General features: G+C 68.9%; 19 protein-coding genes and 1 pseudogene. 12 read left to right on the forward strand and 8 right to left on the reverse strand.

Features of this window, described 5'->3' with window-relative positions:
- Window positions 1–81 precede the first annotated feature (81 nt).
- Entirely contained in the window at window positions 82–750 is a 669-nt protein-coding gene (locus LMA02_RS00550) for an FMN-dependent NADH-azoreductase (RefSeq protein WP_228906391.1), read from the reverse strand.
- A gap of 113 nt (window positions 751–863) precedes the next feature.
- Between LMA02_RS00550 and LMA02_RS00555 the strand changes: the two genes are divergently transcribed.
- On the forward strand, window positions 864–1715 hold the full coding sequence (locus LMA02_RS00555; RefSeq protein ID WP_175665547.1) for a LysR substrate-binding domain-containing protein: 852 nt from the start codon (window positions 864–866) through the stop codon (window positions 1713–1715).
- Between the two features lie 34 nt (window positions 1716–1749).
- On the opposite strand, the gene LMA02_RS00560 is transcribed toward LMA02_RS00555, so the two are convergent.
- On the reverse strand, window positions 1750–3402 hold the full coding sequence (locus LMA02_RS00560) for an acyl-CoA dehydrogenase family protein (RefSeq protein WP_228906392.1): 1653 nt from the start codon (window positions 3400–3402) through the stop codon (window positions 1750–1752).
- Window positions 3403–3521: 119 nt separating this feature from the next.
- On the opposite strand from LMA02_RS00560, the gene LMA02_RS00565 reads away from it, so the two are divergent.
- The 4 genes from LMA02_RS00565 to LMA02_RS00580 all read left to right on the forward strand — a co-directional run bounded on the left by LMA02_RS00565 (window position 3522) and on the right by LMA02_RS00580 (window position 8208).
- The gene (locus LMA02_RS00565) at window positions 3522–4190 is read left to right on the forward strand and encodes a TetR/AcrR family transcriptional regulator (RefSeq protein ID WP_228906393.1); all 669 of its coding nucleotides are present in this window, start codon (window positions 3522–3524) and stop codon (window positions 4188–4190) included.
- A gap of 516 nt (window positions 4191–4706) precedes the next feature.
- Window positions 4707–5861, forward strand: coding sequence for a pyridoxal phosphate-dependent aminotransferase (locus LMA02_RS00570; protein ID WP_228906394.1), 1155 nt, complete (start codon window positions 4707–4709; stop codon window positions 5859–5861).
- A 114-nt stretch (window positions 5862–5975) separates the two neighbouring features.
- Window positions 5976–6764, forward strand: coding sequence for an ABC transporter substrate-binding protein (locus tag LMA02_RS00575; RefSeq protein WP_105830738.1), 789 nt, complete (start codon window positions 5976–5978; stop codon window positions 6762–6764).
- Window positions 6765–6777: 13 nt separating this feature from the next.
- Window positions 6778–8208, forward strand: coding sequence for an FAD-binding oxidoreductase (locus LMA02_RS00580; protein ID WP_228906395.1), 1431 nt, complete (start codon window positions 6778–6780; stop codon window positions 8206–8208).
- 26 nt (window positions 8209–8234) lie between these two features.
- Here LMA02_RS00580 and LMA02_RS00585 read toward each other — a convergent pair whose 3' ends face one another.
- From LMA02_RS00585 to LMA02_RS00595, 3 genes are all read right to left on the reverse strand, one after another.
- The gene (locus tag LMA02_RS00585) at window positions 8235–8807 is read right to left on the reverse strand and encodes a PadR family transcriptional regulator (RefSeq protein WP_228906396.1); all 573 of its coding nucleotides are present in this window, start codon (window positions 8805–8807) and stop codon (window positions 8235–8237) included.
- A 68-nt stretch (window positions 8808–8875) separates the two neighbouring features.
- Window positions 8876–9307, reverse strand: coding sequence for a Cd(II)/Pb(II)-responsive transcriptional regulator (cadR, locus tag LMA02_RS00590; RefSeq protein ID WP_228906397.1), 432 nt, complete (start codon window positions 9305–9307; stop codon window positions 8876–8878).
- 51 nt (window positions 9308–9358) lie between these two features.
- On the reverse strand, window positions 9359–9946 hold the full coding sequence (locus LMA02_RS00595; RefSeq protein WP_228906399.1) for a hypothetical protein: 588 nt from the start codon (window positions 9944–9946) through the stop codon (window positions 9359–9361).
- Here LMA02_RS00595 and LMA02_RS00600 point away from each other — a divergent pair.
- Window positions 9890–11998 carry a heavy metal translocating P-type ATPase gene (locus LMA02_RS00600; RefSeq protein WP_228906401.1) on the forward strand — a complete coding sequence of 703 codons (2109 nt, stop codon included), beginning with the start codon at window positions 9890–9892 and terminating at the stop codon, window positions 11996–11998. The genes LMA02_RS00595 and LMA02_RS00600 overlap by 57 nt on opposite strands.
- A 10-nt stretch (window positions 11999–12008) precedes the next feature.
- A complete protein-coding gene (locus tag LMA02_RS00605; RefSeq protein WP_228907591.1) occupies window positions 12009–12377 on the forward strand; it encodes a zinc ribbon domain-containing protein in 369 nt (122 codons plus the stop codon).
- Window positions 12378–12739: 362 nt separating this feature from the next.
- On the opposite strand, the pseudogene LMA02_RS00610 reads toward LMA02_RS00605, so the two are convergent.
- A pseudogene (locus LMA02_RS00610) lies at window positions 12740–13264 on the reverse strand (AraC family transcriptional regulator); the annotation flags it as partial.
- A gap of 350 nt (window positions 13265–13614) precedes the next feature.
- On the opposite strand from LMA02_RS00610, the gene LMA02_RS00615 reads away from it, so the two are divergent.
- The 4 genes from LMA02_RS00615 (at window position 13615) to eutC (ending at window position 19002) form a co-directional block, all read left to right on the forward strand.
- Window positions 13615–15078 carry a mechanosensitive ion channel gene (locus LMA02_RS00615; protein ID WP_228906405.1) on the forward strand — a complete coding sequence of 488 codons (1464 nt, stop codon included), beginning with the start codon at window positions 13615–13617 and terminating at the stop codon, window positions 15076–15078.
- A 211-nt stretch (window positions 15079–15289) separates the two neighbouring features.
- A complete protein-coding gene (gene eat / locus LMA02_RS00620; RefSeq protein ID WP_166726160.1) occupies window positions 15290–16702 on the forward strand; it encodes an ethanolamine permease in 1413 nt (470 codons plus the stop codon).
- A gap of 111 nt (window positions 16703–16813) precedes the next feature.
- On the forward strand, window positions 16814–18211 hold the full coding sequence (locus LMA02_RS00625; protein WP_228906406.1) for an ethanolamine ammonia-lyase subunit EutB: 1398 nt from the start codon (window positions 16814–16816) through the stop codon (window positions 18209–18211).
- Window positions 18208–19002: an ethanolamine ammonia-lyase subunit EutC gene (eutC, locus tag LMA02_RS00630; protein ID WP_228906407.1), complete on the forward strand. Its 795-nt coding sequence runs from the start codon at window positions 18208–18210 to the stop codon at window positions 19000–19002. Before LMA02_RS00625 ends, eutC begins: the two co-directional genes overlap by 4 nt.
- Before the next feature lie 38 nt (window positions 19003–19040).
- Here eutC and LMA02_RS00635 read toward each other — a convergent pair whose 3' ends face one another.
- The gene (locus tag LMA02_RS00635; protein ID WP_228906408.1) at window positions 19041–19925 is read right to left on the reverse strand and encodes a LysR family transcriptional regulator; all 885 of its coding nucleotides are present in this window, start codon (window positions 19923–19925) and stop codon (window positions 19041–19043) included.
- A 154-nt stretch (window positions 19926–20079) separates the two neighbouring features.
- On the opposite strand from LMA02_RS00635, the gene LMA02_RS00640 reads away from it, so the two are divergent.
- A complete protein-coding gene (locus LMA02_RS00640; RefSeq protein WP_228906409.1) occupies window positions 20080–21687 on the forward strand; it encodes an MFS transporter in 1608 nt (535 codons plus the stop codon).
- A gap of 103 nt (window positions 21688–21790) precedes the next feature.
- Here the strand turns inward: LMA02_RS00640 and LMA02_RS00645 are convergent, their stop codons facing one another.
- Window positions 21791–22219: a pyridoxamine 5'-phosphate oxidase family protein gene (locus LMA02_RS00645; RefSeq protein ID WP_228906411.1), complete on the reverse strand. Its 429-nt coding sequence runs from the start codon at window positions 22217–22219 to the stop codon at window positions 21791–21793.
- Window positions 22220–22386 lie beyond the last annotated feature (167 nt).

Genomic DNA, 22386 nt, shown 5'->3' on the forward strand with positions numbered 1-22386 from the left:
GCGGGCGTTTTTTTACGTCTGCAATAATTTTCGATCGCCGACGACCGCACGGTGCGCGGCGATCTCCAGCCGTTGGCCAGTTCAGCCGTCAACCGAAGCTGACGCTGCTGATGATGACGAAGCCGCGTGTGCCAGCGTCACAGCCCGTTCGCGCGCAGCCTCTCTGCCCGCGTGATCGACTTCAGGTCCAAACAGCGTTTTCTCGACGACGATCGATTCGATGTCCGTAATACCGATGAAGCGCAGCCACGCTTCAAGAAACGGTCGCTGAAAGTCGAACGACTCTGCGGGCGTGCTCGATTGCCTTGAATAGTCGAGGCCTCTCGCATAGATCACGACTGCTTTCTTGCCGTTCAGCAATCCCGCCAACCCGCTCTCGTCATATGAGAAGAGGATGCCGCGGTGGGACACGGCATCGATGAAATGCTTGAGCCTGTAGGGGATGGAAAAATTCCACAGCGGCACGGAGAACAACAGCGTATCCGCGTCGTGCATCCGCTGCGCCAGCTGCCGAAAACCTGCCCACGCTTGCTGCTGGCCTTCGCTGAGCGGCGTGCCGCTCAAGTCCGCGTATTTGGCATCGAGCGCATCGCCGTCGAGTTCCGGCAAGTGCGTCGCCCACAGGTCGAGCACGTCGACCCGATGCTCCGGATGCGCGTCGCGCCAGGCGTCGAGATACGCGTGCGCGACGTCGAGCGATGCGGACCGCGACTTGCGCGGGGAAGATTCGATATGCAGCAAGGTCGACATGGAACCACTCCTGACAGGTTGACGGCCCTCATCAGAACATAGTTCGATTCAAAATATAAACGAAGTATCATCGCGCTAATCAGTAGTATTCGCACTATATTGCGGGGCATCTCATGTTCGATACCGTTTTGCTGCGCTCTTTCGTGGCCGTCGTCCAGGAAGGCGGGTTCACGCATGCCGCGGCCCGTCTGAATCTGACGCAGTCCGCGGTCAGTGCGCATCTGCGGCGCCTGGAAAAACAGATCGGCCGTGACCTGCTCGTGCGCACCACCCGCTCGGTCACGCTCACCGTGGACGGCGAACTGCTGCTGGGTTACGCGCGCGCCATCCTCGCGCTCAATCAGGACGCGCGGGCGCAACTGCTGCGCGAACCGAGCGCCGGCACGATCCGCGTGGGTCTGTCGGAAGACCTCGCCAATGTCAGGCTGATGCATGTGATGCAGGCGTTTGCCGTGCGGTACCCGCGCATCGCATTCAGCATCAGAGTCGGCATCCCGGGCGAACTGCTCCAGGCGCTGGATCACGGTGAACTGGATGTGGTGATGGGTGGACGCTGCCACGACGGGCCCACCGGACGCGTGCTCTGGCGCGAGCCGCTCGTGTGGGCCGGTGCGGATTGGGCGTCGCTCACGCCTGGCGTACCGGTGCCGATTGCGCTGCTGCCGGAACCGTGCCCGTATCGTGAGGCCGCGCTGGCGGCACTGGCCCGCACGCGCGTGGATTACCGGATCGTGCTCGTGTCCCCGAGCAGCGCCGGCCTGTGCGCCGCCGCGCACGCGGGCTTTGCGGTGACGCCGATCGTGCACACACAACTTGCGCACGGCTTGCGTGCGATCCCGCCGGATGCCGGCCTGCCGGCCCTGCCCGATGTCGAGTTCACGATGTTCGCGGCGCCGGGCGCGTCGGCCCGGGTTGTCGATGAACTGGGCAACGCGATCGTGCTGGCATTCGCGCACAAAGGATGACGACGATCATCGCGGCGACAGGGGCGGGAGGCCATCAAGCCGGATAGGCCCGTTGCAGCAACGCGGCGACGTCGAGCGCATGCGGATCGAAGCCGCCCGCGATGCGGCCCCAGTCGGGCGCGGCGAGCCGCGTCGCGACGAACGCGTCGGCGACGGCCGCGGGCGCGTCACGCCGCAGCAGGCACGCCTGCGCGACGAGCGCGAGCCGCTGCGCGAACAGGCGGGCCGACGCCTCGAGCGTGTCGGCCGGCGCCGCGAGCATCGCGCGAAGCGCATCGAGCGCCGCGCGGATGCGCGGTTCGCCCGCGCCGAGGTCGGTCAGTTCGGCGAGCAGCGCCGCGGCCGCGTCGGGTTCGCGCGACACCGCGCGCAGCACGTCGAGGCACATCACGTTGCCGGAGCCTTCCCAGATCGAGTTGACCGGCGCTTCACGGAACAGCCGCGCGATCGGGCCATCGTCGACGTAGCCGTTGCCGCCGAACACTTCCATCACCTCGCCGGTCAGTTCGACCGCGCGCTTGCAGACCCAGAACTTCGCGGCGGGCGTGACGATCCGTTTCCACGCGCGTTCGCGCGGCGAGTCGTCGCGTTCGAACGCGTCGGCGAGCCGCATCGCGAGCACGAGCGCGGCCTCGCTTTCGAGCGCGAGATCGGCGAGCACGGTGCGCATCAGCGGCTGCTCGGCGAGCGCGCGGCCGAACGCGTGGCGCCGGCGCGTGTATGCGATCGCCTGCACGACGCCCTGGCGCAGCATCGCCGCGCTGCCGAGCACGCAGCTCAGCCGCGTGTAGGTGGCCATCTCGATGATGGTCGGAATGCCGCGGCCTTCGTCGCCGAGCATGATGCCCCACGCGTCGTTCAGCTCGATCTCGCTGCTCGAGTTGCTGCGGTTGCCGACCTTGTTCTTCAGCCGCTGGATCTCGACCGCGTTCTTCGTGCCGTCCGGCCGCCAGCGCGGCACGTAGAAGCACGAGGGGCTGCCGGCCTCGGTGCGCGCGACGACCAGGTGCGCGTCGCACATCGGCGCGGAGAAGAACCACTTGTGGCCGCGCAGCCGGTATTCGCCGCCGCGCCCGCCCGCGCCGACCGCGGTCGCGAGCGTCGTGTTCGCGCGCACGTCGGAGCCGCCCTGTTTCTCGGTCATCCCCATGCCGAACCAGATCGAGCGCTTGTCGGCGACCGGCACGTCGCGCGGATCGTAGTCGTCGCTGTAGAGCTTGTCGCGCAGCAGGTCCCACAACGCGGGCTCCTTCTGCAGCACCGGAATCGCGGCCTGCGTCATCGTCGCCGGGCACAGCGTGCCGGCCTCGATCTGGCCGTGCAGGTAGAAGCCGGCCGCGCTCGCGGCCCAGCGGCCGGGGCGCGTATCGCGGAACGGGAGCGACACGAAGCCTTCGTTGCGGTACAGGCCGAGCAGCGTGTGCCAGGCCGGATGGAAGTCGACGCGGTCGATGCGCCGGCCGCGCCGGTCGAACGCGTTCAGCTCCGGCGTGTAGCGGTTCGCTTCGTCGGCGAGGCGTGCGGTGTCGGCGCTGCCGAGCCGCGCGCCGTATGCGTCGAGCCGCGGCACGGCCCAGTCGGCGCCCGCGCGGGCCAGTGCGTCGCGCAGCGCGATGTCGGTGGCGAAGGGGTTATAGTCGACCAGTTCGTCGAACTGGTTCGTGACGGCATGGTTCGATTCGGTCATCGGGCTGTCTCCGGTCTCGTGCTTCGCGGTCTGCCGCTCGGGCGCCGTCGCGCTGGCGATTGCGCGCCAGCGCCGGCTTCCGGTCAAACGTGTATCCGCTGAATTTCAGAGTAGCAAATATGCCGCCGCGACATGTTCAGGTTCCGGCGCCGCCCGGCCAGCCGGCGGCGCAACCCGCGCCCGCATTGCGCCGCCGGCCGCGCCAGTCGCGCGCGCAGGCCACGTCCGACGCGCTCCAGCAGGCATTCGTTCAGCTTTTGATCGAGCGCGGCTACGCGAAGGCGACGATCCGCGAGATCGCGGCCGTCGCGGGCGTGAGCATCGGCACCTTCTACGAATACTTCGGCGACAAGCAGAGCCTCGCCGCGCTGTGCATCCACCGGCGCGTGCAGGCGCTGGCCGACCGGCTGCGCGACGCGGCGCACGGCCTTGGCGGCGCGCCGCGCGCCGAACTCGCGGCCGCGCTGGTGGATGTGCAGGTCGACGCGATCGGCGCCGACGCCGCGCTTTGGAGCGCTTTCTTCGCGCTGGAGCGGCAGGTGTCGCCGCTCGCTGCGTACCGCCGGCATTACGACGCGTATGTCGCGCTGTGGCGCGACGCGTTCGCGCAGGCCGCCGATCCGCCGCCGGCCGCGCGGCTCGACGGGATCGCACGGATGGCGCATACGATCTGCTACGGCGGCGTGTCGCAGGCGCTGCTCACGCTCGGGCCCTCACTCGATTTCGCCGCGTTGCGCGGTGAGCTTCAAGCCGTGCTGCGCGGCTATCTGGCGGCAGCGGGCGAGTGACGCCCGCTGCGGCTGCACGGCCCTAGGGCCTGTTCACGCTAATAACGGGCTTGCGAACGTGCCTTTCCGCCCGCAGGGCAAGGAGTGAGGAGGCGCAATAGCCGTAGCTATTGCAACGACGAACGACGCCGCAATGCGGGCGGAAAGGCACGTTCCCCTGTTTGGAAAAACCATTCGTGGGGCTGGCCCCCAGAAGGGCCGATCGCCGCGTCATGCGCCTCGCGAATACGTCGAGTATTCGCTTCGTCGCATTCCTTGCGCTCGGCCCTTCTGGGGGCCAGCGCAAGCCCGTTATTAGCGTGAACAGGCCCTAGGGGTAATGCCTGATTCGCATGCGCGGCCGGCGGCACCACGGTAGCGTCGCGCCTTTCTGCTGCAAGGCCATGAGAAAAATGCATGGCCTCCATGACGAACTTTCGGTTGTCCGCGGTTATTGGCTCGGGCTAAATCATGCGGCATGAGCCGGGCCGCGCGCGTTGCGCGGGCCAGCCAGAAGGGACACCAGAAGGAGGAGTCATGCGAAGCGCCACCACGCCCCGTTCGAAACTGCCGGAAGTCGGGACGACGATCTTCACGGTGATCGGCCAGCTCGCCGCGCAGCACGATGCGCTGAACCTGTCGCAGGGCGCGCCGAATTTCGCGCCCGATCCGGCGCTCGTCGAGGGCGTCGCGCGCGCGATGCGCGACGGCCACAACCAGTACGCGCCGATGGCCGGCCTCACGTCGCTGCGCGAGCGGCTCGCGGAGAAGACCGAGGCGCTGTACGGCACGCGCTACGACCCGGGCACCGAGATCACCGTGATCGCGAGTGCGAGCGAAGGGCTCTACGCGGCGATCAGCGCGCTCGTGCATCCGGGCGACGAAGTGATTTATTTCGAGCCGTCGTTCGACAGCTATGCGCCGATCGTGCGGATGCAGGGCGCGACGCCGGTCGCGATCAAGCTGTCGTCCGGGCATTTCCGCGTGAACTGGGACGAAGTGGCCGCGGCGATCACGCCGCGCACGCGGATGATCATCGTCAACACGCCGCACAACCCGACCGCGACGGTGTTTTCCGCCGACGATCTCGAACGGCTCGCGCAGCTCACGCGCGATACCGACATCGTGGTGTTGTCCGACGAAGTCTACGAGCACGTCGTGTTCGACGGCGCGCAGCACCAGAGCGTCGCGCGTCATCGCGAGCTGGCCGAGCGCAGCGTGATCGTGTCGTCGTTCGGCAAGTCGTTCCACGTGACGGGCTGGCGGGTCGGTCATTGCCTCGCGCCGGCCGAGCTGATGGGCGAGATCCGCAAGGTGCACCAGTTCATGGTGTTCTCGGCCGATACGCCGATGCAGGTCGCGTTCGCGGAGATCCTCGCGCGGCCCGAAAGCTATCTCGGCCTGTCGGCGTTCTACCAGGCCAAGCGCGACCTGCTCGCGCGCGAGCTGGCCGATTCGCGCTTCGAGCTGCTGCCGAGCGAAGGCTCGTTCTTCATGCTCGCGCGGTTCCGGCACTTTTCGGACGAGCGCGACAGCGACTTCGTGCTGCGCCTGATCCGCGATGCGCGCGTCGCAACGATTCCGCTGTCGGCGTTCTATGCCGACGGCACCGACGCGGGCGTGATTCGCCTCAGTTTCTCGAAGGACGACGCGACGCTGATCGAAGGCGCGCGGCGGTTGCGGTCGCTGTAATCGCGGGCGCGAGCCCGCACCCAAGCAGGCGACATGTACGTCGCACCGAAGGCCACGGATGGGACCGGAGCACGTGCCGAAGCGCGGCGCCGGTCGACAAGTCAGGAGATCACGATGAAGCACGGACACACCCTGAAACTCGCGTTTGCACTCGCATGCGCACTCGGCGCCGGTGCGGCGTTCGCCGACGGCCAGACCCTGCGTTTCGGCCTGGAGGCGCAGTACCCGCCGTTCGAATCGAAGGCGCCGAACGGCGACCTGCAGGGCTTCGACATCGACGTCGGCAACGCCGTCTGCCAGAGCGCGAAGCTGTCGTGCAAGTGGGTCGAGACGTCGTTCGACGGATTGATTCCCGCGCTCAAAGGCCGCAAGTTCGACGCGATCAACTCGGCGATGAATGCGACCGAACAGCGGCGTCAGGCGATCGACTTCACGACGATCATCTATCGCGTGCCGACGCAACTGATCGCGCGCACCGGCAGCGGCCTGCTGCCGACGCCGGAATCGCTGAAGGGCAAGCGCGTCGGCGTGCTGCAGGCGTCGATCCAGGAAACCTACGCGAAGGCGCACTGGGAGCCGGCCGGCGTGTCGATCGTCGCGTACCAGGACCAGAACCAGGCGTATGCGGATCTCGTGGCGGGCCGCCTCGACGCGACGCTGGTGCTCGCGCCGGCCGGCCAGCGCGGCTTCCTGTCGCGTCCGGACGGCAAGGGCTTCTCGTTCGTCGGTCAGCCGGTGCGCGACGAGCGCATTCTCGGCAGCGGGATCGCGTTCGGCCTGCGCAAGGGCGACGACGCGCTGAAGGCGAAGCTCGATGCGGCGATCGACAAGCTGAAGGCGGACGGCACGGTGAAGTCGCTCGGCCAGAAGTACTTCGGCGACATCGACATTTCCACCAAGTAAGCGGGCGCGCGTGATGCAGAGCCTGGATACGGCTGCCGCGAAAAACGGTCACGGCGCGGCACCGCTGGCGGACGACGCGCTCGAGGCGGCGCTCGTCGCCGGCTTGGGCGACGCACTCGTCACGCGGGCGGCCGAGATCGATCCGCACTACTTCACCGCGTACAACGAGCCGGCCGGCGTGCGGCCGCGCGCGCTGGTGCGGCCGCGCAGCGTCGACGACGTGTCACGCACGCTTGCGCTGTGCACGCGGCTTGGGCAGCCGGTCGTGCCGCAGGGCGGCCTCACGGGGCTTGCGCGCGGCGCGGTCGCGCTGGGCGGCGAGGTCGTGCTGTCGCTGGAACGTTTCGCCGGCGTCGAAGCAATCGACGCGGCGGCAGGGACGATGACGGTGCGCGCCGGGACGCCGCTGCAGACGGTGCAGGAAGCGGCGGACGCGGCGGGTTTCACGTTCGGTGTGGATCTCGGCGCGCGTGGCTCGTGCCAGATCGGCGGCATGCTCGCGACCAACGCGGGCGGAACGCGCGCGATCCGCTACGGCATGATGCGCGAGCAGGTGCTCGGGCTCGAGGCTGTGCTGGCCGACGGCACCGTGGTGTCGTCGATGAACCGGATGCTGAAGAACAACGCGGGCTACGACCTGAAGCAGTTGTTCATCGGCAGCGAAGGCACGCTCGGCGTCGTCACGCGCGCGGTGCTGCGGCTGCATCCCAAGCTCGCCGCACCGGCCACCGCACTCTGCCGGGTGCATGGCTACGACGCCGTCGTCGCGTTGTGGAACCGCCTGCGCGCACTACCGGAGATCGTCAGTTTCGAAGCGATGTGGCCGGCTTTCTACGACTACGTGGCGCGTCATACGCCCGGCGTCGTCGCGCCGTTCGCGGGCGACGGCAGCTTCGCGGTGCTGATCGAGTGCGCGACGAGCGCCCCGCGCGGCGATGCGCGCGAGGCACTGGAAACTGCTCTCGCGGATGCGATCGACATGGGACTCGTTGACGATGCCGCGCTGGCGACCTCGGAGCGGCAGGCGCGTGACCTGTGGACATTGCGCGAGGGCCTCGCAATCGATGCGCTGCCGCATCTGATGAACTTCGACGTGAGCCTGCCGACCGGCGAACTCGGCCTGTTCGCCGAGCGCTGCGAAGGGGCATTGCGCGCGCTTTGGCCCGACATCGTGTGTCTGTGCTTCGGCCACGTCGGTGACGGCAACGTGCATATCGGCGTATCGCTCGCCGGCATGCGCGACGCGGACGCCGACGCGATCGATCGGTGCGTGTACGGGGTCGTCCGCGAGATGGGCGGCTCGGTGTCGGCGGAGCACGGCATCGGCATGCTCAAGCGAGCCTATCTCGGCCACACGCGCGGCGAAGCCGAAATCGGCCTGATGCGGCGCCTGAAGGCCGCGCTCGATCCCGCTGGCCTACTTAATCCCGGCAAGGTGCTTTGATCGGCGCGAGCCGATGGTGACGCGCGTCAGCCGTCGACCCAGCGCAGCGCGCCGATCTTCAGGTGTTCGACGACGCTGCGTGCCCAGTCGAGCTCCGCGTTGAGCAGCACGAGCGCATGCTCGTTCTGCAGCAGGAACAGGCGCGGCACCTGGTCGTTCTGCGCGGCATTGCGCAGCGACTCGAGACGTTCGCGTTCGGCTTCGAGCGCGGCGATGCGGCGCTCGAGTTGCTGGCGCGCGTCGTCGGCGTCGAGCAGCGGCAGGAAGGCAAGGCCGGCGCCGAACGCCGGAAACTCGCGCGCGGGCTCCGCGAGCAGCGCATGCAGCCACGCCTGGCCGGCCATGTGTCCGGCCTCGGTCAGCGTGTACAGCGTGCGCTCGGGAAACGCGCCGTCGCGCTCGGTGTCGTGCACGGCGATCAGCCCGTCGCGCAGCAGACGATCGATTGTCTGGTAGAGGCTCGTGCGCTGCCGCACGTTGACGACTTCGTCGTAGCCGCGCGCCTTCAGCTGCTGCAGCATCCCGTACGGATGCATCGGCGTTTCGGTGAGCGTCGCGAGGACCGCGAGCGCGAGCGGAGACGGGCGGCCCGATGTCATGAATAGTTCGATTATGTCTAGTAAGAATATAACTAGTATTAACTAGACTATCATATTTCACAAGGGTTTCAGCCGAGGTGCGAGCGCTTTGCAGGCGGCGCGACGGTTTCCATCGTCGCGAGACCATGCACGATTCCGCAATCCTCCACCGAATGTTCGCCGACGCACTGGCGGCGCAATTCGGTGAGCTGGTCGCGCAGATGCGTCAGTTCGGCGAGGCGCGCATCGACGTGGCCGATGTGCTCGTCGAGCAGCGTGTTGACCGAATCGCACGGGTCGGCCGGCGTGTCGGTGAGCTGCAGCAGCGTGCGGATTTCGTCGTGCGCCATGTCGAGCGCGCGGCAGTTGCGGATGAAGCGCAGCCGTTCGACGTGCACGTCGGTGTAGTTGCGGTAGTTCGCATCGGTGCGCTCCGCATCGGGCATCAGCCCCTCGCGCTCGTAGAAACGGATCGTTTCGGGCGTGCAGCGGGCCGCCTTGGCCAATTCGCCGATCTTCATGGCTTTCTCCGTTGCAAGGGTTGACCTTGTAGTGGCTTCAGGGTGTTAACTCTACACCGTCAAGCCATAGAGGAGGTTGTCATGACCGACGCGCAGCGTCCCCACGACCCACGACACCGTCATGCCGGCGGCGCCGCGACCTGCAGCGCCGACGCGCGCGACACGCAGGCGGCGACCGTTGCCGATGCGGCGCCGGCGGCCGGCGAGCACGCGCACGGCGACGCGGCAGCGCGCGGCGCGCAGCCGCATGGACGCGGTCACGATCATGACCACGATCACGCATCCGCGCAGGGCACGGGGCACGACCGCGGCGATCAGGCCGACCACGCGCATGGCGACGGGCATGTGCACGGCGCTGCGTGCTCGCACGATCATGCGGCGCATGACCATGCTGGTCACGACCACGACCACGACCACGACCACGACCACGACCACGACCACGACCACGACCACGACCACGACCACGACCACGACCACGCCGCCGGCGCCTGCTGCGCGCCGGCCGCGCTGACGCTCGCGCCGCTGCCGGTCGCGCGGGCGACCGCGTCGGGTCACGTGCGCTCCGCGTTCCGGATCATGCAGATGGACTGCCCGACCGAGGAAACGCTGATCCGCAAGAAGCTCGGCGGGATGCAGCAAGTGTCGGCGCTCGAATTCAACCTGATGCAGCGGATGCTGACCATCGACCACGTGCCGGGCGCGCAGCCCGCGATCGAAAGCGCGATCCGCACGCTCGGGATGACGCCGGAGGCCGCAGCGGCCGACGCGCCGGCGACGCCCGTCGCGCCGCCGCCCGCGAAGCCGTGGTGGCCGCTCGCGCTGGCGGGCGTCGCCGCGATCGCATCCGAGGCCGTGAGCTGGGCCGGCCTGCCGGTGTGGCTGTCGGCCGTGCTGGCGCTCGCGGCGGTGCTCGCGTGCGGGCTGACCACCTACAAGAAGGGCTGGATCGCGATCCGCAACGGCAACCTGAACATCAACGCGCTGATGAGTATCGCGGTGACGGGCGCGATGGCGATCGGCCAGTGGCCGGAAGCCGCGATGGTGATGGTGCTGTTCACGATCGCCGAGCTGATCGAGGCGAAGTCGCTCGACCGTGCGCGCAACGCGATCCAGGGCCTGATGCAGCTCGCGCCGGACACCGCGACCGTGCAGGGCGCCGACGGCACGTGGCGCACGATCGAGGCCGCGCAGGTCGCGCTCGGCGCGGTCGTGCGCGTGAAGCCGGGCGAGCGGATCGGGCTGGACGGCGAAGTCGTCGCGGGCCGCTCGACGGTGAACCAGGCGCCGATCACCGGCGAGAGCCTGCCGGTCGACAAGACGACAGGCGATGCGGTGTACGCGGGCACGATCAACGAGGCGGGTTCGTTCGACTATCGCGTGACGGCGGTTGCCGCCAACTCGACGCTCGCGCGGATCATCCACGCAGTCGAGCAAGCGCAGGGCGCGAAGGCGCCGACGCAGCGCTTCGTCGACCAGTTCGCCCGCGTCTACACGCCGATCGTGTTCGCGATCGCGCTGCTGGTCGCGGTGGCGCCGCCGCTCGTCATGGGCGGCGCGTGGCATGACTGGATCTACCGCGCGCTGGTGCTGCTCGTGATCGCGTGCCCGTGCGCGCTGGTGATCTCGACGCCGGTGACGATCGTGTCGGGGCTCGCGGCCGCGGCACGGCGCGGGATACTCGTGAAGGGCGGCGTGTATCTGGAAGAAGGCCGCAAGCTCGCATGGCTCGCGCTCGACAAGACCGGCACGATCACGCACGGCAAGCCGGTGCAGACCGATTTCGACCTGCATGCAACGGACGTCGACGCCGCACGCGTGCGTCACCTCGGCGCGAGCCTTGCGGCGCGCTCCGATCACCCGGTGTCGCAGGCGATCGCGGCGGCGGCCCGCGACGCGCAGACGGCGGCGTTCGCCGAGGTGGAGGCGTTCGAAGCGCTCGTCGGGCGCGGCGTGCGCGGCACCATCGACGGTACGCGTTACTGGCTCGGCAACCACCGGCTCGTCAAGGAGCTCGAACGCTGCTCGCCCGCGCTGGAGGCGAAGCTCGACGCGCTCGAGCGGCAGGGCAAGAGCGTCGTGATGCTGGTCGACGATACGCGCGTGCTCGGCATCTTCGCGGTGGCCGACACGATCAAGGACACCAGCCGCGCGGCGATCGCCGACCTGCACGCGCTCGGCATCCGCACCGCGATGCTGACCGGCGACAACCCGCACACCGCGCAGGCGATCGCGCAGCAGGCCGGCATCGACGATGCGCGCGGTAACCAGTTGCCCGAGGACAAGCTCGCGGCGGTCGAGGAACTGTCTGCGGGCGGCACGGGCGCGGTCGGGATGGTCGGTGACGGGATCAACGACGCACCGGCGCTTGCGCGCGCCGACATCGGCTTCGCGATGGGCGCGATGGGCACCGACACGGCAATCGAGACGGCCGACGTCGCGCTGATGGACGACGACCTGCGCAAGATTCCCGCGTTCGTGCGGCTGTCGCGCGCGACGCATCGCGTGCTGGTGCAGAACATCGGCTTCGCGCTCGGCGTGAAGATCGTGTTCCTCGGCCTCACGGTCGCCGGGCTCGGCACGATGTGGATGGCCGTGTTCGCCGACGCGGGCGCGAGCCTGATCGTCGTCGGCAACGGGTTGCGGCTGCTGTCGAAAGCCGGCGTGTTCGACGGCGCGCAGACGCAGCGATGAGGCGCGGGTGATAAGCTTTCTGAAACGGATCCTGGGCGGCCACGGGCGTGGTCATGGCGGCGGACACGGTAGTGGCGGCCATGGCGGTGGCGGCCATCATGGCGGAGCGGGCCGGGAAGGCCACGGCGGCCACGATGCGCGCGGCCGCGACCGTCACGGCTGGGGCGGGCAACCGTCGGCCGATGCGCGGGGCGGCCCGGGCGGCAACGTGCCGCTGCGCCAGCTCGCATGTGCGGGCTGCGGCGCGATCAACGCGGCGGATGCGCGTTTCTGCGCGCAGTGCGGCGCATCGCAGCGCGGCAACGCGTGCAGTCGCTGCCACGCGGCGCTGGCCGCCGACGCGCGCTTCTGTCCGGGCTGCGGGACGCAGGCCGGGTAAGGCTCGCTCGCGGGCCTTGTTGCCGGCGTGACAGCCGATCTCGACTTCGGGATGGCGCCTGCAACGGCCATGATGTGGCAACGGGGCGCTGGCTCGCGCCCGCCAGCCCGCCAGCCGGCCAGCCCGATAGCCCGATAGCCCGACAGCCCGACAGCCCGACAGCCCGACAGCCCGACAGCCCGACAGCCCGACAGCCCGACAGCCCGACAGCCCGACAGCCAGCCGGCCAGCCGGCCAGCCCGACCGACCGACCGACCGACCGACCGACCGACCGACCGACCGACCGTCCGACCGACCGACCGACCGACCGTCCGTCCGTCCGACCGTCCGACCGTCCGACCGCCCGAATCCCGGCCCGCCGATCAACGCAGCGGCAAATGAATCTCGGTGCGCAGGTCGGCCGGCGCCGCATCCATTGGCGTATTCAGATACAGCTCGAACGGCGGCGCGTCGGCGGCTTCGCGGCCCGACTGACGCAGCCAGTCGCCGTACAACCACTGGTAGGCCGTCTTCAGGTCCGCATAGGGTCCCGTATGCAGCAGCACCGCGTACTCGCCACCGGCGATCGTCATGCGCTCGACGGGCGGCGCCGGCTCGACGTCCGGCGCGCCGTCGGCCGGCACGAAGCCCGCTTTCGCGCGCAACTGCGCTTGCGGCGTGGTATCGGGATCGTCGTAGAAGATCCCGATCATCTTCGCGCCGGGGCCGATCAGCCCGTGCTGCCCGACCCACGCTCCGATCTGCCCGAACGCGTCGCCGATCTTCAGGTACGCGCCTGTATGCGCCACCGCATAACCGCGCAGTTCCGGCAGCCGCCGGATCTCGACTTCATGCCTGAACATGTCTTCCTCTCCTCTCTGTAACGGATAAATCCGCCGGTGGACCCCGCCGCACCGTCAGCACGATCGACTCGCCGTACAGCGCGCGACGCGTGTCGCATGGCGGACCCACGCAGGGGTTTCGCCGTACGTCCCCCGCAAGAATCGACGTCACGGTAGCACGCAGCCGATCGATAAAACCTGCGGCGATACGTAGGACCACCAAATCCGCCCCTTTTTATTCCGGCGAAATTGGGTCTCGTCCCCGTCGATCTTGTCTAAAGTTAAAGACGGTGAAATCGGGTGAACGCGTCATTTTTCTCGGGTAAGTTGGTCGGGCGCCAATGCACGGTTGTCGAAGTACGCGGGTAGTTCGTCGATGTTCAATCGCAACGCCACGTTTTTCGGGAGAATAAGAAATGGATGCTTCCAGCTTCATCACGTCGCTGCAGACCACGCTAGGCGGATACCTGCCCAAGATCGCCGGTGCGATCGGCATCCTGGTGATCGGCTGGCTGATCGCCGTGGTGGTGCGGGCCGGCGCGCTCCGGCTGCTCCACGCGCTGAAGGTCGATCAGCGGATCAACGAAAGCACCGGGCAGGGCGCGTATGTCGAGCGGATCATCGCCGGCGGGCTGTTCTGGCTCGTGCTGCTCGTCACCGCGGTGGGCATCTTCAATGTGCTCAACCTGTACGCGGTGTCCAATCCGTTCTCGCTGCTGGTCACGCACATCGTCAACTACCTGCCGAACCTGATCGGCGGCGCGGCGCTGACGCTGATCGCGTGGTTGATCGCATCGCTGCTGCGCAGCCTCGCGAACCGCGCGCTGCGAGCGAGCAAGGTCGACGACAAGCTGTCCGAAAGCGCGGGCATGCAGCCGATGAGCGGCTATCTCGGCGACGTGCTGTTCTGGCTCGTGATCCTGATGTTCCTGCCGGCGATCCTCGGGTCGTTCGCGCTGTCCGGCCTGCTGTCGCCGGTGCAGGGGATGGTCGACAAGCTGCTCGCGATCGTGCCGAACCTGTTCGCGGCCGCGGTGATCGGCGTCGTCGGCTGGATCGTCGCGCGCGTGCTGCGCGGCCTCGTGACGAACCTGCTGGTCGCCGCCGGCGCCGACCGCCTCACCGCGAGTCTCGACAGTCCGACGCCGGTGCGCGTGTCGAGCCTGATCGGCACGATCGTCTACGTGTTCGTGTTCGTGCCGACGCTGATCTCCGCGCTCGACGCGCTGAAGATCGACGCGATCTCGATTCCCGCCACCAACATGCTGAACCAGTTTCTCGGCGCGGTGCCGGACATCGTCGCGGCGATCGTGATCGTGCTGGTCACGTTCTATTTCGCGCGCTTCGTCGCGTCGCTCGCGCAGAAGCTGCTGGAAGCCGCCGGCGCCGACGGGCTGCCGGCCGTGCTCGGCGTCGAGCGCGTGTTCTCGGGAATTCTGCAGCCGTCGGTGCTGGTCGCGCGGCTGATCGTGTTCTTCGCGATGCTGTTCGCGGCGGTCGAGGCCGCGAACCGGCTCGGCTTCACGCAGGTGCGCGACGTCGTCACGCTGTTCATCGAATTCGGCGGCCACGTGCTGATGGGTGGCGTGATCCTCGTGATCGGCGTGTGGCTCGCTAGCCTCGCGCGCCGCGTGATCGAGCAGGCCGACCGCGAACACAGCGTGCTGTTCGCGCGGATCGCGCAATTCGCGATCCTCGGCCTCGTGTTCGCGATGGGGCTGCGCGCGATGGGCATCGCCAACGAGATCGTGCAGCTCGCGTTCGGCCTCGTGCTCGGCGCGATCGCGGTGGCGGTCGCGCTGTCGTTCGGCCTCGGCGGCCGCGAAGCGGCCGGCAAGCTGCTCGACCGCTGGTTCAACCAGCGCGGCGGCGGCCAGTAAGCGGCGTCGCGTCGCCCATCCGGCCGCCTCGTGCGGCCGGATGGCGCGCGCATGACGGGCGCATCACGAGCGCTAGCCACGGCCGGCGTTGCCGTCGGCGAAACGCCAGCCGTCATCTTTGCCGAATTTCGATAACACGTCCTTTAATGACTCTCTAGCATCGATTCTCAGTCGCGCGGGCCGGCAGGCCGGCGCCTTTCAGGAGAATCCGATGAAAGCAGAGTCGAATGGCCGGCCCGCCGCCGGCGCCAAGTCGTCCGGCCAGCCCGCGCTGCAGCAGACGCTCGGGACCTGGCAACTGTGGGGCATTGCAGTCGGCCTCGTGATTTCCGGCGAATACTTCGGCTGGAGCTACGGCTGGGCGAGTGCCGGCACGCTGGGTTTCGTGATCACCGCGGTGTTCGTCGCGGCGATGTACACCACCTTCATCTTCAGCTTCACCGAACTGACGACGTCGATCCCGCACGCGGGCGGCCCGTTCGCGTATGCGCGCCGCGCGTTCGGCCCGGCGGGCGGCTATCTCGCCGGCGCGGCGACGCTCGTCGAGTTCGTGTTCGCGCCGCCCGCGATCGCGCTGGCAATCGGCGCGTACCTGCACGTGCAGTTTCCGGGGCTCGAACCGAAACACGCGGCGATGGGTGCGTATCTCGTATTCATGGCGCTCAACATCGTCGGCGTGCAGATCGCCGCGACGTTCGAGCTGGTCGTCACGCTGTTCGCGATCTTCGAGCTGCTGGTGTTCATGGGCGTCGTGTCGCCGGGCTTCGCGTGGAGCAACTTCACGAAGGGCGGCTGGTCGGGCGCCGATCATTTCAGCGTCGGCGCATTCCACGGGATGTTCGCGGCGATCCCGTTCGCGATCTGGTTCTTCCTCGCGATCGAAGGCGTCGCGATGGCCGCCGAGGAGGCGAAGAACCCGAAGCGCTCGATCCCGATCGCATACGTGGCCGGCATCCTGACCCTCGTCGCGCTGGCGATCGGCGTGATGGTGTTCGCCGGCGGCGCGGGCGACTGGACCAAGCTCGCGAACATCAACGACCCGCTGCCGCAGGCGATGAAGTACATCGTCGGCGCGAACAGCGGCTGGATGCACATGCTCGTGTGGCTCGGGCTGTTCGGGCTGGTCGCGTCGTTCCACGGGATCATCCTCGGCTATTCGCGCCAGATCTTCGCGCTGGCGCGCGAGGGCTACCTGCCCGAATGGCTCGCGAAGGTGCATCCGCGCTTCCGGACGCCTTATCGCGCGATTCTCGCGGGCGGCGTGGTCGGGATCGCCGCGATCTATAGCGACGAGCTGATCCAGTTCGGCGGCCAGACGCTCACCGCGAATATCGTGACGATGTCGGTGTTCGGTGCGATCGTGATGTATATCGTAAGCATGGCGGCGCTGTTCAAGCTGCGCCGTTCGCAGCCGGACATGGCGCGGCCGTTCCGCGCGCCGCTGTACCCGTTCTTCCCGGCGTTCGCGATCGTGGCGGCCCTGATCTGCCTCGGGACGATGGTGGTCTTCAACGGGCTGGTGGCGATGGTGTTCGTCGCGTTCCTCGCGCTCGGCTACGCGTACTTCCTCGCGACCCGTTCGCAGCGCGCGAGCGCGCCGGGCGACGTGGCGCTCGAGGAGTGAGCATGGCGAACCCGCACGGCCGCGCCTGACGGCATCCGGCGCGCCCCGTCGAACGGGCGCGCCGTCGGCGTCTGGCAAGGATGGGCAAGGACTGGCAAGGAGATTCGAACGATGGCCTACACGGAGACGATCGGCCCGCGCACGTACCGCTTCGCGGACCTGAAGACGCTGCTCGCGAAGGCGAGCCCGTTGCGCTCCGGCGACCAGCTCGCCGGCGTCGCGGCGGCGAGCGAGGAGGAGCGCGTCGCCGCGAAGATCGCGCTCGCGGGCGTGCCGCTGAAGGCATTCCTGAACGAGGCGCTGATTCCGTACGAACACGACGAGGTCACGCGCCTGATCCTCGACGATCACGACGCGGCCGCGTTTGCGGAAATCTCGCACCTGACGGTCGGCGATTTCCGCAACTGGCTGCTGTCGCCCGCGGCCGACGGCGCCGCGCTCGAGCGGATCGCGCCGGGCCTCACGCCGGAGATGGTCGCGGCTGTGTCGAAGCTGATGCGCAACCAGGACCTGATCGCGGCTGCCAGGAAACGCCGCGTCGTCACGCGCTTTCGCAACACGGTCGGGCTGGCCGGCCGGATGTCGGTGCGGCTGCAGCCGAACCACCCGACCGACGACGTGAAGGGGATCGCCGCATCGATGCTCGACGGGCTGATGTACGGCTGCGGCGACGCGATGATCGGCATCAACCCGGCGACCGACAGCCTCGCGGCGATCGTGAAGCTGCTCGCGATGATCGACGGGTTCCGCGAACGCTACGGCGTGCCGACGCAGTCGTGTGTGCTCACTCACGTGACGAACACGATCGCCGCGATCGAGAAGGGTGCGCCGGTGGACCTGGTGTTCCAGTCGATCGCGGGCACCGAGAAGGCGAACGCGAGCTTCGGGATCTCGCTCGCGCTGCTCGGCGAGGCGCGCGAGGCCGCGTTGTCGCTCGGGCGCGGCACCGTCGGCAACAACCTGATGTATTTCGAGACGGGCCAGGGCAGCGCGCTGTCGGCGAACGCGCACTTCGGCGTCGACCAGCAGACCTGCGAGGTGCGGGCGTACGCGGTCGCGCGCAAGTTCGACCCGTTCCTCGTGAACACGGTGGTCGGCTTCATCGGGCCCGAATACCTGTACGACGGCAAGCAGATCATCCGCGCGGGGCTCGAGGATCACTTCTGCGGCAAGCTGCTCGGCGTGCCGATGGGCTGCGACATCTGCTACACGAACCACGCGGAAGCCGACCAGGACGACATGGACACGCTGCTGACGCTGCTGGGTGCGGCCGGCATCAACTTCATCATGGGGATTCCGGGCGCGGACGACGTGATGCTGAACTACCAGAGCACGTCGTTTCACGACCAGCTCTACGTGCGCGAGGTGCTCGGCCTGCGCCGCGCGCCCGAGTTCGAAGAGTGGCTGGAGACGATGGAGATCGCCGACGCGCACGGCGCGCTGCGCGTGGCGAGCGCGCGCGTGCCGCTGCTCGCGGGCGCGAACGACTGGATGGGGATTTCCGCATGAGCGACGCCGTCGAAAAGAATCCGTGGGCGCAGCTGAGGTCGTTCACGAACGCGCGGATCGCGCTCGGCCGCGCGGGCAACAGCCTGCCGACCGCGCCGCTGCTCGCGTTCAACCTGTCTCACGCGCAGGCGCGCGACGCCGTGCACCAGCCGCTCGACGCGGACGCGCTGCGGCGCGCGATCGAGGCGGCCGGCTTGCTGCCGACGCTCGGCGTGCAGAGCGCCGCGCCGGACCGCGACCACTATCTGCGCCGGCCCGACCTCGGCCGCAAGCTGTCGGATGACAGCCGCGGGCTGCTGGCCGGCTACGGTGCGGCGCTCGACGACGCGCCCGATGTGGTGTTCGTGGTCGGCGACGGGCTGTCGGCGTTCGCGGCCGCGAAGCAGGCGCTGCCGCTGCTGCAGGCCGTGCGGCCGCGGCTCGACGCGGACGGCTGGCGGATCGGCCCGGTGGTGGTCGCGACGCAGGCGCGCGTCGCGCTCGGCGACGAGATCGGCGAGCTGCTGCGCGCGAAGGTCGTCGCGATGCTGATTGGCGAACGGCCGGGGCTCAGCTCGCCCGACAGTCTCGGCGTGTACCTGACGTGGGCGCCGAAGGTCGGCTGCCACGACGCGCTGCGCAACTGCATCTCGAACGTGCGGCCCGAGGGGCTCCCGCATGCCGCCGCCGCGCACAAGCTGCATTACCTGATGACGCATGCGCGGCGGCTCGGGCTCACGGGTGTCGGGCTGAAGGACGACAGCGATGCGCTGCTGCCGCAGGCGGACGCGGAGCGGATCGGCGTGGAATGACGGGGCGGCGGTGCCTAGCGCGCCAGCCGTCTACCTATCTACTTGAACAGCCGCTCGCACAGGAAGTCGACGAACACGCGCAGCTTCGGCGACAACTGCCGGCTTGACGGCCATACGATCGAGAACTGCCCCGGCGCGATCCGGTAGTCGTCGAGCACGGTGACGAGCGCGCCGGTGTCCAGCGCGTCGCGCGCGAGGAAGTCGGGCATGTAGCCGATGCCGAGCCCCGCCATGACCGCGCCGCGCAGCGCTTCCATGTTGTTGCAGGTCATCGCGGTGCGCAGCTTCAGCGGCGTCCCGTCGCGGGCGGCGAGCGCCCAGTCCTGCAGCTTGCCGGTGGTCGGGAAGCAGTAACGCACGCAATCGTGCGCTTCGAGATCGTGCGGCGCGCGCGGCGTGCCGGCCTGCGCGAGATACGCGGGCGTCGCGCACAGCACGAACGCGAACGGGCCGAGCCGCCGCGACATCAGGCTCGAATCCGACAGCGGACCGCTGCGGATCACTGCATCGAAGCCGCCTTCGACGACGTCCACCATCCGGTCGTTGAAATCCAGGTCGAGCTCGACGTCCGGATAGCGCTGCCTGAATTCGGGCAGCACCGGCAGCAGGAACCGGTAGCCGATCACCGGCAGGCTCACGCGCAGCTTGCCGCGCGGGCGCTGCGCGGATGCCGTCACGGTCGCTTCCGCATCGCGAAAATCCGCGAGGATCCGCTGGCAGCGTTCGTAGAAATGGCGCCCTTCGTCGGTCAGCGTGACGCGCCGCGTCGTGCGGTTGAACAGGCGCACGCCGAGTGACTGCTCGAGCCGCGCGATCGTCTTGCCGACGGCGGACGCGGAAATGCCGAGCGCGCGGCCGGCCGCGACGAAGCTGAGCGCCTCGGCGGTGCGGACGAAGGCGGCGATGCCGTTCAGGTTTTCCATCGACATAAGCGGGCCGGCAAGGAGAGGCGAAGAGGCTGATTGCGGAATATTAGTCCGTTATATCCGGAGTCTTGCACGGTTTTTCGTCGATTGAATCGGATTTATCTTTGATCGCTCTGGCGGCGCAGCCGCGCCCGCATTTCGAGGAGCGATGATGGATCACCCGTTTTCACCCGATTCGGCCAGCTCGGCGCGCCGGCGCGCGTGGGTGCTGGCCGCCGTCTGCATGGCCGCCGTCGCGCTGCCGTTGTCGTTTTCGGGCGGCGCGGTCGCGACGCCCGCGATCGGCCGCGACCTGCACGGCGGGCCGGTCGCGATGAACTGGATCACCAACGCGTTCATGCTCGCGTTCGGCAGTTTCCTGATGGCGGCGGGCGCGCTGGCCGACCAGTTCGGCCGCAAGCGCGTGTTCGCGATCGGCGTCGGTGGCTTCACGCTGATGTCGGTCGCGCTCGCGTTCGCACCGTCGATGCTCGCGCTCGACCTGCTGCGCGCCGCGCAGGGGCTCGCGGCGGCCGCGGCGCTTGCGGGCGGCACGGCCGCGCTCGCGCAGGAGTTCGACGGTGCGGCGCGCACGCGTGCGTTCAGCCTGCTCGGCACGACGTTCGGGATCGGGCTCGCGTTCGGGCCCGTGCTTGCCGGCGTCCTGATCGCGCACTACGGCTGGCGCGCGATCTTCGTTACGGGCGCGGCGGCCGGCGCGCTGTCGCTCGCGTTCGGGCTGCCGCGCATGCACGAATCGCGCGATCCGCACGCGACGGGGCTCGACTGGCCCGGCACGACCGCGTTCACCGCCGCGCTCACGCTGTTCACGTTCGGCGTGATCGAGGCGCCCGCGCGCGGCTGGACGCATCCGCTCGTCGTCGCGCTGCTGGTGGGCGCGGCGCTCGGCGCATGCGCGTTCGTCGCGATCGAGACGCGCGTCGCGCGGCCGATGCTCGACCTGTCGCTGTTCCGGATTCCGCGCTTCGTCGGCGTGCAGGTGCTGCCGGTATCGACCTGCTGCTGCTACATCGTGCTGCTCGTCGTGCTGCCGCTGCGCTTCATCGGCATCGACGGTTTCAGCGAGATCGACACGGGCTGGCTGATGCTTGCGATTTCCGCGCCGATGCTCGTCGTGCCGTTCGTCGCGGCGACGCTCACGCGCCGGCTGTCGGCCGGCGTGATCTCGGGGCTCGGGCTCTTGCTCGCGGCGGCGGGCCTCGTGTGGCTGGGCGTCGCGCTGCGCGGCGGCGCGGGGCCGGCGGCGATCGCGCCGATGCTCGCGATCGGCGTGGGGGCCGGCATGCCGTGGGGGCTGATGGACGGGCTGTCGGTCAGCGTCGTGCCGAAGGAGCGCGCGGGGATGGCGACCGGGATCTTCAGCACGACGCGCGTGGCGGGCGAGGGGATCGCGCTCGCGATTGTCGGCGCGGTGCTCGCGACGTTCGCGCACGCCGATTTGCGGCGGATGGCGGCCGGCACGTCCGGCGCGACGCTGCGGGCCGCCGCGCGGCTCGCGACCGGCGATCTCGCCGGCGCGGCGGCCGTGTTGCCGGGCGTCGATCGTGCGGTGCTGCTCGCGAGCTATACGCACGCGTTAGACCGGCTGCTGATCGGGCTCGCGGTTGTCACGGTGCTGTGCGCGGGCGTGGTGTTCGCGTTTCTTGGCGCGCGGCCGGCGATTGCGCAAGGGCGCCGCGATGAAGGTGAGCCGCCGCGTGGCCAAGCGTCGGCGCGGCGCCGGAGCGAACCGGCGTGTGCGGACGCAAACGGGCGCTGAGCACGGTGTCGTCGGGGCGGCGGATTCCGGCAATGGCAGCGACAGCGCACGCGCGTGCCTTCATCGCCGTGGCCGCGTGCCGACGATTATCCGAGCGGCGCCGTCACGCCAGCACGAGCGGTGGTAGCCCGGCTTCGGCGCGCGCGTGCGCGCTTTCGACTTCAACGATCACGTAACGCTGAGCAGCCGGCCACAGGTGCGCGTGGCTTCCCGCGTCTTCGTCGATCGTCGCGCGCCCTTGCACGAGCCACGTCGTCTGCCGGACGAAATCGACGAACAGCAGCGCAATCGCCGGATTCACGAGCAGGTTGCCGATCGTGTTGAACAGGTTGTTGCCCGCGAAGTCGGGCAGCACGAGCGTACGGCGATCGGGCAGGTCGACGAGGGGCGCGAACGAACCGTTCGCGCGCGGTTGCCGGCCGCGATACGAGCAGTCGCTGTCGCCCACCGCGTTCGCGGTCGCGACGATCAGGAACGCCTGTTCGCGGATGAACGCGACGACATCGTCGCTGAGGGGGCCCGGTTCGTTCATGGTGTCGGTCCGTGCGTGGCCGCGGCGTGCGGATCCGCGTTGCGCACGCAAGCGACATGCCATGCGGTGCGCGTGGTGCGCGGCGACGTGTGCGCCGGTGCGCTGTGAAAAATCCGAACACCCGCCGCGCCGCTGTGCCGTCGCGGTGTTCAGAATCGGCACACTCG

Source organism: Burkholderia sp. B21-005, from assembly GCF_020843965.1.
GTDB lineage: Bacteria > Pseudomonadota > Gammaproteobacteria > Burkholderiales > Burkholderiaceae > Burkholderia > Burkholderia ambifaria.

Excerpts from the sequence above, each read along its gene's own strand:
- eat (WP_166726160.1), top strand. The coding sequence starts at position 15,290 with ATGAAAGCAGAGTCGAATGGCCGGCCCGCCGCCGGCGCCAAGTCGTCC.
- LMA02_RS00635 (WP_228906408.1), bottom strand. The coding sequence starts at position 19,925 with ATGGAAAACCTGAACGGCATCGCCGCCTTCGTCCGCACCGCCGAGGCG.
- LMA02_RS00645 (WP_228906411.1), bottom strand. The coding sequence starts at position 22,219 with ATGAACGAACCGGGCCCCCTCAGCGACGATGTCGTCGCGTTCATCCGC.
- cadR (WP_228906397.1), bottom strand. The coding sequence starts at position 9,307 with ATGAAGATCGGCGAATTGGCCAAGGCGGCCCGCTGCACGCCCGAAACG.
- LMA02_RS00560 (WP_228906392.1), bottom strand. The coding sequence starts at position 3,402 with ATGACCGAATCGAACCATGCCGTCACGAACCAGTTCGACGAACTGGTC.
- LMA02_RS00550 (WP_228906391.1), bottom strand. The coding sequence starts at position 750 with ATGTCGACCTTGCTGCATATCGAATCTTCCCCGCGCAAGTCGCGGTCC.
- LMA02_RS00580 (WP_228906395.1), top strand. The coding sequence starts at position 6,778 with ATGCAGAGCCTGGATACGGCTGCCGCGAAAAACGGTCACGGCGCGGCA.
- LMA02_RS00555 (WP_175665547.1), top strand. The coding sequence starts at position 864 with ATGTTCGATACCGTTTTGCTGCGCTCTTTCGTGGCCGTCGTCCAGGAA.
- LMA02_RS00585 (WP_228906396.1), bottom strand. The coding sequence starts at position 8,807 with ATGACATCGGGCCGCCCGTCTCCGCTCGCGCTCGCGGTCCTCGCGACG.
- LMA02_RS00565 (WP_228906393.1), top strand. The coding sequence starts at position 3,522 with ATGCCGCCGCGACATGTTCAGGTTCCGGCGCCGCCCGGCCAGCCGGCG.
- LMA02_RS00625 (WP_228906406.1), top strand. The coding sequence starts at position 16,814 with ATGGCCTACACGGAGACGATCGGCCCGCGCACGTACCGCTTCGCGGAC.
- LMA02_RS00640 (WP_228906409.1), top strand. The coding sequence starts at position 20,080 with ATGGATCACCCGTTTTCACCCGATTCGGCCAGCTCGGCGCGCCGGCGC.
- LMA02_RS00570 (WP_228906394.1), top strand. The coding sequence starts at position 4,707 with ATGCGAAGCGCCACCACGCCCCGTTCGAAACTGCCGGAAGTCGGGACG.
- eutC (WP_228906407.1), top strand. The coding sequence starts at position 18,208 with ATGAGCGACGCCGTCGAAAAGAATCCGTGGGCGCAGCTGAGGTCGTTC.
- LMA02_RS00615 (WP_228906405.1), top strand. The coding sequence starts at position 13,615 with ATGGATGCTTCCAGCTTCATCACGTCGCTGCAGACCACGCTAGGCGGA.
- LMA02_RS00600 (WP_228906401.1), top strand. The coding sequence starts at position 9,890 with ATGGACTGCCCGACCGAGGAAACGCTGATCCGCAAGAAGCTCGGCGGG.
- LMA02_RS00575 (WP_105830738.1), top strand. The coding sequence starts at position 5,976 with ATGAAGCACGGACACACCCTGAAACTCGCGTTTGCACTCGCATGCGCA.